The following is a 12,847-nucleotide window of genomic DNA, read 5'->3' on the forward strand; positions in this document are numbered from 1 at the left end:
CATGGAGGTTCGTCGAACCGCCCCGGTCAAACTCATTGTTCCCGATGAGCGCCACACCGACCTCCACGAATCCGCCCGTCAGTTCCTCCACTGTGCGAACCGCGCCGCCGAGTTTTGTTGGTCCAACGCCTCTCCCACAGAGTGCATCACGGCCAACACGACCGCACGGGACGCGCTATACGACGAACTCCGCGAGGAAACCGATCTCACCGCGAACCTCGTTCAAGAAGCCATTCGACGCGCTGTCCAAGCCGTCAAGGGATGCGTCGAACGGTGGAAGGACGGGAAACGAGTGAGCCAGCCGGAGTTCACGTCATGGAGTATCCTCTATGACAAGCGAAGCGCGACCTTTTATCGCGACCGCGTGTCCCTCTCAACCGTCAACGGGCGCGTCGAGTGTGACTTTGAACTTCCCTCGGACAGCCCCACACCATACGAACGGTACGTGCTGTCCGAGGAGTTCGAATTCCGGGCGAGCACACTGCAATACGATAAGGCGACTGACGAGTTCTACTTCCACATCACGACTCGGAAGCACGATTCGGACGATGACGAGTCCGAGGTTTCGGAAGATACTGAGCTCCAAACAGTCCTTGGTATCGACCTCGGCGTCAACAGCCTTGCAGTCGCTTCGACCGGGCGCTTCTGGAAGGGAGACGACTACGACCATTGGTGCCGTGAGTTCGAGAAGCGACGCGGTGATCTGCAACAGCGTGGGACGCAAGCTGCGCACAACGCGCTTGTTCGCCTCGGCAAGCGCGAAGACGCGTGGCGAAAGCAGTACATCCACACGGTCGCCAACGAAATCGTCACCGAAGCCGTCGAGAACGGATGCGACGTGATCGTGTTCGAGAACTTAACGGACATCCGCGAGCGGCTTCCACAGGCGAAGTGGCACCACTTATGGGCGTTTCGTCGCCTGTTCGAGTATGTCGAGTACAAGGCCGCCGAACGCGGTGTCGCGGCGAAGCAGGTTGCGCCGAACCACACGTCCCAACGCTGTTCTCGGACAGACTGTGGGTTCACGCACGAAGCGAACCGTGACGACGAACACTTCAAGTGCCAGAAGTGCGGCTACGAGGTGAACGCAGACTACAATGCGGCGAAGAATATCGGGCTCCGGTACGCCCGGAAGCGGAAACACAGACTCCGTTCCTCGCCCACGTCGGGGAGCGGAGACGCACCAGTAGACGTGCGTGTGAATGGTGGGATGTTGAACGGCGAGAGTCACCGGCCTATTGCCGGAGACTGATTGCCGGGAGTCCACATCAAAGCCCTCCCCTCAAGGACCGAGGCGCGTATGCGCTGAGGGAGTAGGGGAGGGTAGTTTACATGTCTGAGCACACCAAAACATACAAGTCATTATTGCAGTAATCATTAGGCAAAGTATGACCTTCTATGACCGGAGCGACGAGTTGGAGTCATTACAGACCGCCTTTAGGGCGTCTGGTCACGCGTTCTACGTCGTCTATGGACGCCGACGCGTCGGAAAGACAGCGCTTCTCAAGGAATTCTGCGCTGACCGCCCGCATCTCTACTATCTCGCCGCTCAAGAAGCGGAGTATCGCCAGCGTGAGAAATTCGTCGAGCAAATAGCTGAGTCGTTCGACGACCGTGTTCCACGAATCGATGGGTGGGACGATGCGTTCGACTATCTCGGTGACAAACTCTCCGTCGAAGACCGAATCGTCGTCATTGACGAATTCCCGTATTTAGTCGAGGAGAACGACTCACTCCCATCCTACATCCAGGGGTTCGTCGACGAACAACTCACAGACACTGACTCGATGCTCGTCCTCTGCGGATCGAGTGTGAGTACGATGGAGTCCGAGGTCCTCGGCCACGAGAGTCCGCTGTACGGCCGCCGTACCGGGCAGATAGATCTCCAACCGTTTTCGTTTCAAGAGGCTCGAGCCGTTATCTCCTATAATATTGCAGACACGATTCGATCGTATTCAGTCACCGGAGGGACGCCGATGTACCTGACTCTCTTCGACTACGGGCAATCGCTCGCCGAGAACATCCAGACACACATCCTCTCGCCGACAGCAGTACTCTACAACGAACCGGAATTCCTGCTTCGAACCGAACTACGAAATCCCGCTCGGTACCTGAGTATTCTTGAAGCAGTGGCGCTGGGTCACACGACTCCGAACGAGATTTCGGGAGCAACTGGAATCGATTCGGGGCCACTGTCGAAGTATCTCCAAACGCTTCGCCAACTCCGACTCCTCGGCCGTAGTGTCCCAGTCACAGCGTCCAAGCAGAAGTCCAAACGCTCCCGATATCGCGTTGCTGATGAGTTTCTCCGATTCTGGTTCCGCTACGTCGAGCCGAATCGCTCCAGCATTGAAGAAGCACCGTCAGTCGTTTTCGACGGTACCATCGAGCCAGATTTACCGATGCACGTCGCAGCGACGTTCGAAGACATCTGTGAAGAAGCCATCTGGGAGTTGATCAGACGAGGTGACCTTGCGTCGTACTCCGACGTCGGACGCTGGTGGTACGGTGAAGAGGAGATCGACATCGTCGGTCTCGCCCCCGCTGATGACCGTATCCTCCTCGCCGAATGCAAATGGACCAGTGACCCGGTCGGCCATGGACTCGTTGCAGACCTTCGAGCAAAGGCAGACAGCGTCCGATGGGGCCCAAACGATCGCTCCGAGCAGTTCGCCCTCTTTTCGAAAAGTGGATTCGTCGATGGTCTCGCTGACGACCTCGACGGCAATTGGTCACTGTTTGACCTCGACAATCTCAATCAGTTGACCTCCTCTCCGCCCTGACGGACGTAGAATCCCACCATGGGATTTCCGCCACATGTGGTGTTCGATGTTCCAACCCGCACTCAAGGGGAAGCGGTAGGATACCGGGAGAAAATCTCGTTTCTTCCCCTATATAGGGCTGTGGTCCGATCTGAGGATAGTGTTGATATTTCAGACCGCACGACGGGTGGCGGTCAGCGTTCCCTCGGGCACTCTGACTGAGAGCTATGATTGGTCAATCGCCTCGGGGTCAAGCCCCGAGGCTTGTCAGTGGACTCCCGCTCTAACCGAGCAACTCGGTAGGTCGAAATCGACCATTCGCATTCAACGTCCCTGACTTGAGGCTGAGTTCATGGACAAGCCCCACCCTCAACGAGCGAACCCGTCAGGGTGAGCGAAGTAGGGTGGGGTCGTTGACAACCAACGTGATCGATGAGATCTAGCAGATTCACGGCGGCCACGGACGCGGTGACCGACACTCAGGACTCATCGCTCGTTTCCCACTCTGGACGTGGTGTCGGTGACGGGAGTTCGGTAACCGTAGTTCGGAGTTCCTCTTCCGTTGCCCATGGGAAGCACCGGCCGTGTAATTCGAATTTACGGAACTTGTTGAGATGGACCCAACTATACGTCGCTGGTTCCTCCCCCTCTTCTGCTCGTTCATCAACAACATCCCATACCTCGTCTTCAGTAACATCAATACCAGTAGCCTGCGCACTGTCAATGAGCGATTCGATTTTTGAGTGAGTCTCAGTCTCTGTCAAACCGTCCGTGAACGCCATTTCGAGGGCAGCTTGGATGACGTGCTGTTTCGACTCGAGATTCGTATCAGTCACCCACGCGTAGTCGCGGGGGAATACATACGCTTTATCGAAAAACGGCGGGTCATCGATCTCACCTAATTCCGGTGCTTCACCACCGCTTTCTTTCTCGAAGACACCGACGATGTAGTCGCTGTACGTTGCCAACAGGGAAAACATGATATCGAACGTATTGAGCCGGTCAGTCGGGAGCTCAAGGAGATCGCCCATGATGAACGGGTAGGCGCCAAGTTGTTTCGTGAGTTCGTTCTGTACAGCGCGAAGACGCCGGAGGTAGGGATCACGATAGCTGCCGAGAATGAAGTACGACGTCCGTTGACTCCGAAGGTACGGCAGTTCGCGCTGCGTGAACCGCCAAATCTCACGTTTCTCCGCTGGCTCGAGTTCGATATCCCCGACTGCCTCGTGGACCACCGCCATACTATCCGTAGCGTCGGGTGGGGGACTCGGATCACTCATCAGCTGGTGATTAAGCTGGAATTCCTTATCACTTCTGAACGACTTTGGTATTTCCGCTAATTACCAACTTGGATAGTCCTAACCATTATAGTGCTGCTGCTCGTAGAGCCACGTATGAGCGAGAGTCACAGCAGAACAGCCGATTCGGGGCCGTTTGCGGAACAGCAGCGACTGTTTAAGTTGCTGTCCCAGGATACGCGCCACCTCATCATCCAAGAACTTCTCGGCCATCCTGCCCACCTGATGTCGCTCGCTGAACTCGAGTACATGACTGGAAAGAGCCAAGCAGCCATCAAAGACCAACTCGAGAGGCTAAGCGAGGCCGGAATCCTCGCATGCTACACGTACGAACCGAGCGAGGGGAAACGCGATCTTCCTTCGCAGTTCTACGGCTTCACGGAGCGGGGCGTCGAGATCCTTCACGATTATAAGTATCTGCGCGGCCTCCCAGTCGCCCGCGCCCTCTATGAGAATACCCGGAAAACTGAAAAAATCGAACGCCACGAATCAGCACCGCGACCTGCGCTTCCCGAAGCTGTTGCGGAAGCGCTCGAGTTTGAGGAGCCGGATCTTGATATCGTTGATAGTAGCACAACTCGGTGACATCCTCTCCGCCCTAAACAGTAGTTGCCGATTCGACGCGACGGCCGAGCGAAGTCGTAGTTGATGAAGCGATTTGGATTGTGAAGCTGCGATGCTCTCGGCGATACAGAGATGGAAGGAGCGAAGAAACGCCGCCAGCACGGCGTTTCTGAGCGTTTCCACTCAGTTATGGCGTGCTGACCGATAAGTTCGGTCGGATCAATCAACCGCTATCCGTAGTCAGTCACAACGACGAATTCCTGGAAGAGACGCGTCGAGATCGGCGATTTCTCTGGTACAGCACCAGCTGAGACAAGCACATTTGCGAGGATCCACAGATTGTACATCGCAACCGCGAACAGGAAGTAGAACAGCCGCACCGAGAACGTCGGCGACGACGTTCTTGGGAGAAAATCACCGATCTGCCGATAGGAGGTTTCAATTCCCCAGCGGCGGCGGAACGCCGCCGCGTACGCTCTCGCCGACTCGTCGGCGGTCGCTGGCTCGGCGCTGGCTGTCTCGCCCGCGTGTCGGGTTTCCCCGCTCGACGACGACGACACATACGTAGCGTCCGGCATCCCGCCGATGGTCATGATCATCTTTTCTTTGACGCCCGCATCTAGATTCCCATCGACCTCGAGGCGCTTGCGCACCTCAGCGATTCCCTCATCGAGGTCCGTCGTCGCAGCTTCGGCGCTGTCGCCCGCGCGATTGCGCGTGTCGATCTTGACGGGATCGTGATCGCAGGAGCTCAGCCCATGTAGCTTTCCGTTGTCGGCGATCCAGGCCCGGACGTCCTCGAGAGGGTGCAGCGATCGCAGCGCCCTCACCGTGCCGAAGCCACCGTGGGTCTGCCCGTCGCTGCATCGCCGAGACCCACACCGGTATCTCATCGATGCCGTCTCCTGGTCCGCAGCTGCCCGCCAGCGTCACCTGGTGGAAACGTTTACCAGGTTTCGAACGTAACTAGGTCGTATGGCAACAGCGGTCAAAGTCGATGAAGATGCAAAATCACGACTCGAGGAGCTCCAGGCGGAGATCCGGCTTCGGGCGGGGGCAAGCGTCACCCAACAGGAGCTCCTCACGCGCCTCATCGATGACGCCTACGAATCGCACGACGAGATTATTGACTCGTTTCGGGAGACGACGGTTCCGCTCTCGGACGCCGAGAAGGAGGCAATGCGTCGCAATCGCTTCCAATCCGGCCTCGAGACTGATGAGGACGACATTGACGACGTACTGTACGGATGACGGTCCTTGTCGACACGGGTGTGCTGTACGCGGATCACGATCGCGACGCGTCTCGACATGACGCTGCGAGCGACACACTCGAGGCGGTCTACAGTGGGACCTTCGGCCAGCCGTACGTGAGCGATTATCTCTACGACGAAGCCGTGACACTGACGCTCAAGCGAAGCGGATCGTTCACGCCAGCAAAGCATCTCGGCGAGAAACTCCGCGGTGTCGCATCGTATCCCCAGACATATGAAATGCTCCGCGTATCAGCGGCCGTGTTCGCCGATGCCGTCGAAATCTTCGAACAGTACGACGATCAAGCGCTGAGCTTCACTGATGCAACGTCCGTCGCGCTGTGTCGGCGTCACGATCTCGACGCGATCATGAGTTTCGACGATGACTTCGATGGCATTGTCCGCCGAATCGATCCTGCAGCAGTCTGAGCAGAAACCAGCCGTAGTGTCGCTCTGCGAGACCATCCAGTGGGACGAACACCACCTCGTCGTTCATGGCGGTTCGCCCCACGTATCGAGCCGGAGATCGATCGCGAGCAGTCCAAAGGAACTCCGCGAGAAATACGACCTCCAGCCCGGTGACGAGGTGGTCTGGCTCGATACGGATGATGACATCGCCGTGAAAAAACGGACGCGTACCGGCGGTCGGGAGCTGTTGTTCTAGACGAGACGTGTGACGCGGTGGCTGCGGAACTCGGATACCGTCTCTGCCGACCGTTGTGACCGCAACTACGAGGAGCCGTGAGATGCCGACCTCCAGAGCCGAGCAGTTGCCCTGTTAGGCTCCCTCGTCGATGCACTGCCGGCGCAGGCCGGCACCGTGTTCGCTGAAGCGGAAGCCGGAGAACCAGTTCTGCAGGCACAAGTACAGCCCCGTCTGAGAGCGACCGTGTCGGGCCTGACTCGAGGCCGCGTCACTCACTGCGTGTAGCAGCGTCACCGTCGCCCAGCTCGCGGTTGGTCCGACACGCCGGACAGCCGTCGACCTCCCCCTCGACGCCGAACACACGGATGAAGTCCCGCGTCACGAACTCGCCACAGTCACTACAGGTCGGCATATATGATAGTATTTCACAATAACACGTCATAATCGTGGCGGTCACCGTGGGCCGTGGACCGGCCGGCGGGAGCGCCGTCGCAGCCCCGACCGCCACAGCGAGTCACTCAGGCCGGTGGCGCGCCGCCCGCGCCACGAGACCCACGTCAACACACGACACAGCGGTCGCGTCACGCCGCAGTGACATCGTGCCAACCGAGTAAATCGGGCGGACAGCGCGGCCGCCGCGCCGTCATGGCACTGCTGCGGAGCGGGGCGGCTGGTCGAGGCCGGCCTGTCCCCCGATAGTGTCGCCCGGAGCCAGCCGCTGTCGTGACGACGGGGGACTCCACGTGATCGGCACGCGCAGCCCACGCTGAGTCGAACCGCTGGCTGACCCAGGCCCGTGCGCCCCTGTCCGTCACCGACTGCACTCTGGGGCCGCCGTCACCGTCACGCCCCGTCGGTGCGATTCGGTTCAGCGCCATCAGCTCCACCACTAGTGGCTGGGGAGTCCGCGGTGTCATCACTGGGTGGCTCGGTCGGCTCACCGGTGGGTGGCTCTGTTGGGTCGTCGGTCTCATCACCAGATGGATCGGTCGGCTCGTCGGGGACATCATCATCGGGTGGGTCGGTCGGTTCGTCGGATCCGTTGCCAGCCGATTCGTCGGGGTCCTCGTCACCGGGCGGCTCCGGCGGTTGGTCTGTAGCGATCTCCTGTTCGAGAACGACGGTGCCGCTGGCATCGCGCACGATCACGACATCTCCCTCCTCGTGCCAGATCTGGAAGTCGCCGCTGTACCCCCAGTAGAGCGTTTCGGCCGTGGGCTCACCCGCGCCAGTGGAGATAGTCACCGTCGCTCCTGGTTCCAGCGTGAATCCGCGCGGGAACTCGAACGGACTGGCGCTATTGCCCACTCGGCCACCGTCTCTTCGGTCTCGGATGGTCCAACCGGACAGCTCGAGCGGTCCATCGCCGGTGTTCCGGAGCGTGAGATACTCCGCGCTGGCTTGCTCGCCGAGGATGTGGTAGTCAGCGAGTGCAAGGGCTGCCGGATCACCTGGCCCCGCGTCATTTTCGTCGTTTTCGTCGTCATCGCCGGCCGAGTCATCGTCACGGTTAGCTGACTCGTCGTCCTCCGCAGCCGGGTCCTCGTCGGCGGGCGGTCCATTCCGAGGCGGTGCGGACTCGGGCGCGGCCACCGCGTCGGGGGTCCGGTAGACCGCCAGGTGGGCAGACTCGGCGGCGAGATCCGTGACGATGGTACTCCACGTCCCCCCCGTCGGCAGCGATTGCCCCGCGTCCGGGGCCGACGTCGTGCGACGCGCTCCAGATCGGCGCTCCCTCGTCGACGACGACGAACGCACCCGCACCGCGGTCCGCGGCGAAGACACACGACCCGTCAGCGGAGACGCTGAGGTCGGCGGCGGGCCACATGCCGATGTCGGCCCTCCATCGCACCTCGCCCGTGGGGGCAGCAATCGCGTACAACGTACCGTCTGTGTCCGCAGTAACCACCGTCCCACCGTCGTCGGAGAGCACCAGCCAGCCCCCGATGGCGGCCGTCTCCCAGACGACCTGGCCTGCGACGTCGAGGACGATAGTGTGGACCGCGTCGAGGCCAGCGGCGTCGTACGGCGGGAAGCAGACCGCCGCGTCGCTCATCGCGCTCGCGACGTGGCTGTCCAGTCGGAGGTCGACCTCAACCAGCTCGTTGTTGACCAGCCAGACCGAGAGACCGATGCCGTGGGCGAGTTTCCCCTCGCCGCGCAACAGCCGATAGAAGAAGTCGCTGGGGTCGTCGTTCGGATCCTGCTGGACGTGATCGAGTTCGGCGAGCAGGAGGACGGTCCACGCCCAATACGCAGCGAGCGCATTCCAGATCCCGGTGAAGACGCCGTCGAGCCCCTCGTAGTCGCCCTTTTCACCCCTGTCAACGCGGCGAGACTCTCGGTAGCCGCGCTAAACAGCGTGCGACACTCCTTCAGATTCACGTACTCGGCGGCGAGCTGGTCGTGGCGCTGTGCGAATTCCCAAAGACCCACCGCGTCGTGAGCGTCTTGCCCATGCCGGGCGGGCTATACACCGAGACCGTCGGCGGGAGGTAGCCGTTGTTGGCCCCTGTCAAATCGTCGCGAGGTCGCGAGCACCGGTGGGAGTGGTGTGCCAGCAACGACCGTCTCGTACACCGGTTCGATAGCCACACTGGTGGTACTCGGTCGAATCCGTATCGCACGCGTTCGATCGGGTCACAGGCGACCAGCGTCAGGACGACTCCGCGAGCAGCGCAATCCCTTGCTCCACGATTGCATCGGTAATAAACAAGCTCGTCTCTGCCTGGAGCGCTCGCATGTGGCCGATCGCCGCTGATTCACTGAGCGCGCCACGGCTATACGCGAGCACGAGAATCCCGATCGATCCATGCACCTCGACACCGCGCTCCGTAGCGGCGTTCCGGGCTGCGAGGTCGTCGGTCAGAAACACCGCTGAGCGTTCAGCCGCGACCGCAAGCGCGGCTGTCTCGCCGGCATCCAACTCCACATCGAGTGCGGCCGCGTCGGCCTCGACGAGTTCGTACTCGATGGCGCCGAGCGCAGGCGGAACCGTGCCCGCCGCAAGTTCATCACACACCGTCTGTGGAAGCAGGACGTGATCGATGGTCGAGAGCAAATGGAGCGCATCGATCTCGTCGAGATGGATAATAGGCTCCGTGTCAGCGACCGCGAGCGTCACGCATCGAGTCCCCACTGCACATCGTCGGAAACCGCCTGCAGCTCACGTTCTGCACGCTTGACCCGGTCCCGACCGACGAGTTCGATCGCCGTCTCTCGGTCGATTTCGTCGTTCACGTATCGCGACAGGACGACCTCGATCCAGAGGTCTTCGACGCCGCGCTCAAGGGCGTGTTCGAGGATCTCCGATTCGGGTTTTCCTCGTGCGTCGGCGATCTCTTGCACCCGCTCGGTGAGATCCGTGGCCATGTCCGAATACTTGCTCCGTACGACCTTAAACATCAGTGGATCCGTCATCGTGTCCGACGGTGTCGGCCGTTCAGGTTCGGACTCGACAGCGATTGATTCCGCAAGCGAGGGTGCCCTCGCCGTGCAGCAAGCGGGAGAAGAAATCGTCTCTGTCGTCGCTCGGCACAGATTTATCATATTGGTCAGTGTACCAATAGGTGAGGATGGCCTCACTGATCGACGACGACCTCGATGGCGTGAGCGAGGGGCGAAAGTACCCCGATGGGACTGTCGTCCGCGTGTTTTGCATGCAGACAGACCGTGACGCGTACCCGTCTGGGTGGGCCTACAAGCTCACTACGGCGCGACGGAGCCGGACCCGCCCCGCACGCTTGACGATGGGACGATTCGTCGGTACGACACTCGCACGAGGACACCAAAGGGCACGAACTACACGTTGCACCGGACCCCAACCCAGACATCATCAAGTTCCCCGGGATGGTCGAACTCTGGAAACGGTTCTGGAGCGAAATCCCGAAATCCGAGTTCGAGGTCAAGTGAGGCCATCACACCACGGTGATACGCATGAACGATACCACGCCGCCGCTGCACCCGATGGAGCGCGAACAGCTTCGGGCCGAATCAACCCTCGTCGTGACCGTGAGGTCGTCCAGTGAGTTCCACGACGGCGTCACCGACGGGATCGAGGCGCTCGAACAGGGGGACACGGTGGATTCCACGCCGACGCTCTCGTTCACCAGCTACGATGATCTGATGGAGACGCTGACGCCGCGCGTCCTCGATCTCATCGAAGCCATCCGTCAGGAAGAACCAGCCAGCATCAACGAGACCGCACGGGTCGTTGACCGGGACGTGAAGAACGTCCACGGGGAACTTAGCCGGCTCGCCCAGCTGGGCATCATCTTCTTCGAGGAAGACGGCCAGAGTAAGCGCCCGGTCGTCTGGTTCGACGAACTCGTGATCACCCTCCCGTTCGATCCAGAGGCTGGCGACACGGCCACTGCCGCGCCGTAACTGTATTAAGTTCATTGACAAGCCTCGGGGCTTGACCCCGAGGCGGTTCACCTGTCTGAACGGAATGTGGGCTCCTGCCCCTCACCAAAATTCATATATTGTATGAAGCCCATATCTTGAGTGGAGGCATGTCCCGAACCACCGCCACCATCCCGGACGATCTCACCGATCTCATGGAGGGAGCCGTTAGAGCGGGAATCTTCGAAAACAAGAGCGACGCCATTCGCCACGTTCTCCGCGAGTATTTCGAAGAGAACCAGAACGCGCGGGTTGCAGCTGCGGTCTCGTTGTACGAAGACGGCGAGATTACCCTCGGAACGGCTGCCCGCCTTGCCGGCATCAACCGGTTCGAGATGCGGGACATACTGCGAGAAGAAGGTGTGGAACTGCGGTTCGGCCCTGAAGACATGGATGCCGCGAGAGACGAGATTGAGGCAGCCCGCAACCTCGAATGACCGGCCCACCGACAAACGCGACGGTTCTCAACACCACCGTTCTTTCGAACTTCGCGCAGGTAGACCACGTCGAGTTGCTGCTGGATCTACCTCGCCTCGTGACAGTAGATGCTGTTCAGGAAGAACTCGAATTAGGCGCTGAAACCCACCTGTACAGTCAACTACCCCACCCTACTTCGCTCACCCTGACGGGTTCGCTCGTTGAGGGTGGGGCTTGTCCATGAACTCGGCCTCGAACCCATCTGGGTGGGCAGTAAATCCGCCGCTCGGCGTCACCGTTCCAGACTGTAGGGCAAGCTGACTGTTGCCCGTCCGTCGAGACGACTGTTGGCCCCGACGGACGTACCGCATACCGATGTTCTTCGCCGCATTGTAATCCGCGTTCGCTTCCGACTTACATTTCTGACAGCGGAAATCGTTACGATTCGGGCGATTCTCGTCTGCCGTGAACCCACACTCGGCGCACCGCTTCGATGTGTACGCCGACCCGACTTGCTTCACCGAGATGCCGACCGCTTCGGCTTTGTATCCCACCTGTTCATAGAGTGTCCTGAACGCCCATTTATGCCCCCACGACGCACCTGTTCGGTCGCGGATGTGTGTCAAGTCCTCGAACGCTATTACGTCGCACTCATACCGGAGTGCTTCGCCTACGATGGCGTTCGACGCTCGGTGGAGTACATCGCGGACGTATCGAAGCTCGCGGCCACTTGACTGCTCGAGCGTTCGGTGGGCGCTTCGGGTCCCGGTCTGTTGGAGTCCGGCGCGCACCTTCTCAAACTCGCGGAGGTCGTGGGTCATCTCCCGCCCGCTGAAGAAGTAGGCGGTGCTTGTGACGGCGAGGTTTTCGATACCGAGGTCAACCCCGAGGACCGTTCCGTCCTCGACGGTGTTCTGCTCGGTGTCGTTCTTGGGTCGGCGGAAGCCGATATGCAAGAAGTAGTCGCCGTCACGGGCGGTGAGCGTACTTTCCGTGATGCTCCATCTGTCTGAATTGAGGTACTGTCGTTGGTAGCCATCGTCAGCGTCGGGCAGAGCAAGTTCACACCGGACGCGACTTTCCGTTGTGGTGAGTGACACCGTATCGTCGTCAAACAGTGTCATGGTCCGGGTATCGTACTTCACCGTGGATGCGGTAAAGGTCGGCTTGCTCACCTTCTTGCCGTTGGACCGGCGTTCGATACAGCCGGTGATGGCTTGGGCGGCCTGGTGGGTGGCGAGGATCGCGTGCTGACTACCGAGGTCAGTGTGTTCGCGCACGTCGTCGTAGGCGAGGGGCTGTACGTCGCTTTTGGCGTTGCACTTGCCCCACGCCATGTCGGTGGCGATTTGGCAACCACGCTTCCACTCGGAGATAGCCTCTTCGAGAAGGTCGCGTTGCTCGTCCGTGACTTTGAGACGAGTGATTGCCGTCCGACGCACGTAGTCGTCTGCCACTGGTTCAATGTGGTTCCGCTGCTACTTATAGTACGGTGTTTGTTCCCTG

General features: G+C 60.1%; 16 protein-coding genes and 3 pseudogenes. 9 read left to right on the forward strand and 10 right to left on the reverse strand.

Translation table 11 applies throughout. From position 1 onward, the window contains the following. Position 1: 1 nt before the first annotated feature. Entirely contained in the window at positions 2-1,252 is a 1,251-nt protein-coding gene (locus tag CP556_RS14370; protein WP_098726249.1) for an RNA-guided endonuclease InsQ/TnpB family protein, read from the forward strand. Between the two features lie 136 nt (positions 1,253-1,388). Next, complete coding sequence (locus CP556_RS14375) at positions 1,389-2,783, forward strand: ATP-binding protein (protein WP_098726250.1); 1,395 nt, start codon at positions 1,389-1,391, stop codon at positions 2,781-2,783. A gap of 458 nt (positions 2,784-3,241) precedes the next feature. Here the strand turns inward: CP556_RS14375 and CP556_RS14380 are convergent, their stop codons facing one another. Next, entirely contained in the window at positions 3,242-4,042 is an 801-nt protein-coding gene (locus CP556_RS14380; RefSeq protein ID WP_098726251.1) for a DUF8170 family protein, read from the reverse strand. A 114-nt stretch (positions 4,043-4,156) separates the two neighbouring features. Here CP556_RS14380 and CP556_RS14385 point away from each other — a divergent pair, with 114 nt between their 5' ends. After that, positions 4,157-4,645, forward strand: coding sequence for a helix-turn-helix domain-containing protein (locus CP556_RS14385; protein ID WP_098726252.1), 489 nt, complete (start codon positions 4,157-4,159; stop codon positions 4,643-4,645). Between the two features lie 209 nt (positions 4,646-4,854). Here CP556_RS14385 and CP556_RS27145 read toward each other — a convergent pair. Beyond that, a pseudogene (locus CP556_RS27145) lies at positions 4,855-5,112 on the reverse strand (transposase); the annotation flags it as partial. Between the two features lie 487 nt (positions 5,113-5,599). Here CP556_RS27145 and CP556_RS14395 point away from each other — a divergent pair. The 3 genes from CP556_RS14395 to CP556_RS26400 are packed head-to-tail and all read left to right on the forward strand — an operon-like array spanning position 5,600 to position 6,538. After that, a complete protein-coding gene (locus tag CP556_RS14395; protein WP_098726253.1) occupies positions 5,600-5,875 on the forward strand; it encodes a hypothetical protein in 276 nt (91 codons plus the stop codon). After that, entirely contained in the window at positions 5,872-6,303 is a 432-nt protein-coding gene (locus CP556_RS14400) for a type II toxin-antitoxin system VapC family toxin (RefSeq protein WP_098726254.1), read from the forward strand. The genes CP556_RS14395 and CP556_RS14400 overlap by 4 nt, the downstream gene beginning before the upstream one ends. A gap of 16 nt (positions 6,304-6,319) precedes the next feature. Beyond that, complete coding sequence (locus CP556_RS26400) at positions 6,320-6,538, forward strand: AbrB/MazE/SpoVT family DNA-binding domain-containing protein (RefSeq protein WP_218011961.1); 219 nt, start codon at positions 6,320-6,322, stop codon at positions 6,536-6,538. A gap of 114 nt (positions 6,539-6,652) precedes the next feature. Here CP556_RS26400 and CP556_RS26030 read toward each other — a convergent pair whose 3' ends face one another. From CP556_RS26030 to CP556_RS14425, 7 genes and pseudogenes are all read right to left on the reverse strand, one after another. After that, entirely contained in the window at positions 6,653-6,814 is a 162-nt protein-coding gene (locus CP556_RS26030; RefSeq protein ID WP_176548071.1) for a hypothetical protein, read from the reverse strand. After that, positions 6,789-6,932, reverse strand: a complete 144-nt coding sequence (locus tag CP556_RS26035) for a DUF7563 family protein (protein WP_176548204.1) — start codon at positions 6,930-6,932, stop codon at positions 6,789-6,791. The genes CP556_RS26030 and CP556_RS26035 overlap by 26 nt, the downstream gene beginning before the upstream one ends. Before the next feature lie 431 nt (positions 6,933-7,363). Beyond that, positions 7,364-8,113, reverse strand: coding sequence for a lamin tail domain-containing protein (locus CP556_RS14410; RefSeq protein WP_176548205.1), 750 nt, complete (start codon positions 8,111-8,113; stop codon positions 7,364-7,366). Beyond that, positions 8,031-8,513: an outer membrane protein assembly factor BamB family protein gene (locus tag CP556_RS26700; protein WP_255291523.1), complete on the reverse strand. Its 483-nt coding sequence runs from the start codon at positions 8,511-8,513 to the stop codon at positions 8,031-8,033. Before CP556_RS26700 ends, CP556_RS14410 begins: the two co-directional genes overlap by 83 nt. 6 nt (positions 8,514-8,519) lie before the next feature. After that, positions 8,520-9,039 (reverse strand): annotated as a pseudogene (locus CP556_RS27250) (Cdc6/Cdc18 family protein); the annotation flags it as partial. Between the two features lie 137 nt (positions 9,040-9,176). Next, complete coding sequence (locus CP556_RS14420) at positions 9,177-9,644, reverse strand: PIN domain-containing protein (protein ID WP_098726256.1); 468 nt, start codon at positions 9,642-9,644, stop codon at positions 9,177-9,179. Continuing rightward, on the reverse strand, positions 9,641-9,892 hold the full coding sequence (locus tag CP556_RS14425; RefSeq protein WP_098727412.1) for a hypothetical protein: 252 nt from the start codon (positions 9,890-9,892) through the stop codon (positions 9,641-9,643). Before CP556_RS14425 ends, CP556_RS14420 begins: the two co-directional genes overlap by 4 nt. A 203-nt stretch (positions 9,893-10,095) precedes the next feature. On the opposite strand from CP556_RS14425, the pseudogene CP556_RS27255 reads away from it, so the two are divergent. The 3 genes and pseudogenes from CP556_RS27255 to CP556_RS14440 all read left to right on the forward strand — a co-directional run bounded on the left by CP556_RS27255 (position 10,096) and on the right by CP556_RS14440 (position 11,361). Further along, positions 10,096-10,432, forward strand: a pseudogene (locus CP556_RS27255) (toxin-antitoxin system TumE family protein). A gap of 24 nt (positions 10,433-10,456) precedes the next feature. Further along, entirely contained in the window at positions 10,457-10,906 is a 450-nt protein-coding gene (locus tag CP556_RS14435) for an HVO_A0114 family putative DNA-binding protein (protein ID WP_176548206.1), read from the forward strand. Positions 10,907-11,034: 128 nt separating this feature from the next. Next, positions 11,035-11,361, forward strand: a complete 327-nt coding sequence (locus CP556_RS14440; protein ID WP_098726257.1) for a DUF7317 family protein — start codon at positions 11,035-11,037, stop codon at positions 11,359-11,361. Positions 11,362-11,541: 180 nt separating this feature from the next. On the opposite strand, the gene CP556_RS14450 is transcribed toward CP556_RS14440, so the two are convergent. Continuing rightward, positions 11,542-12,798, reverse strand: coding sequence for an RNA-guided endonuclease InsQ/TnpB family protein (locus tag CP556_RS14450; RefSeq protein ID WP_098726258.1), 1,257 nt, complete (start codon positions 12,796-12,798; stop codon positions 11,542-11,544). Between the last annotated feature and the right edge of the window lie 49 nt (positions 12,799-12,847).

This window comes from Natrinema sp. CBA1119, from assembly GCF_002572525.1.
Taxonomy (GTDB): Archaea; Halobacteriota; Halobacteria; order Halobacteriales; family Natrialbaceae; genus Natrinema.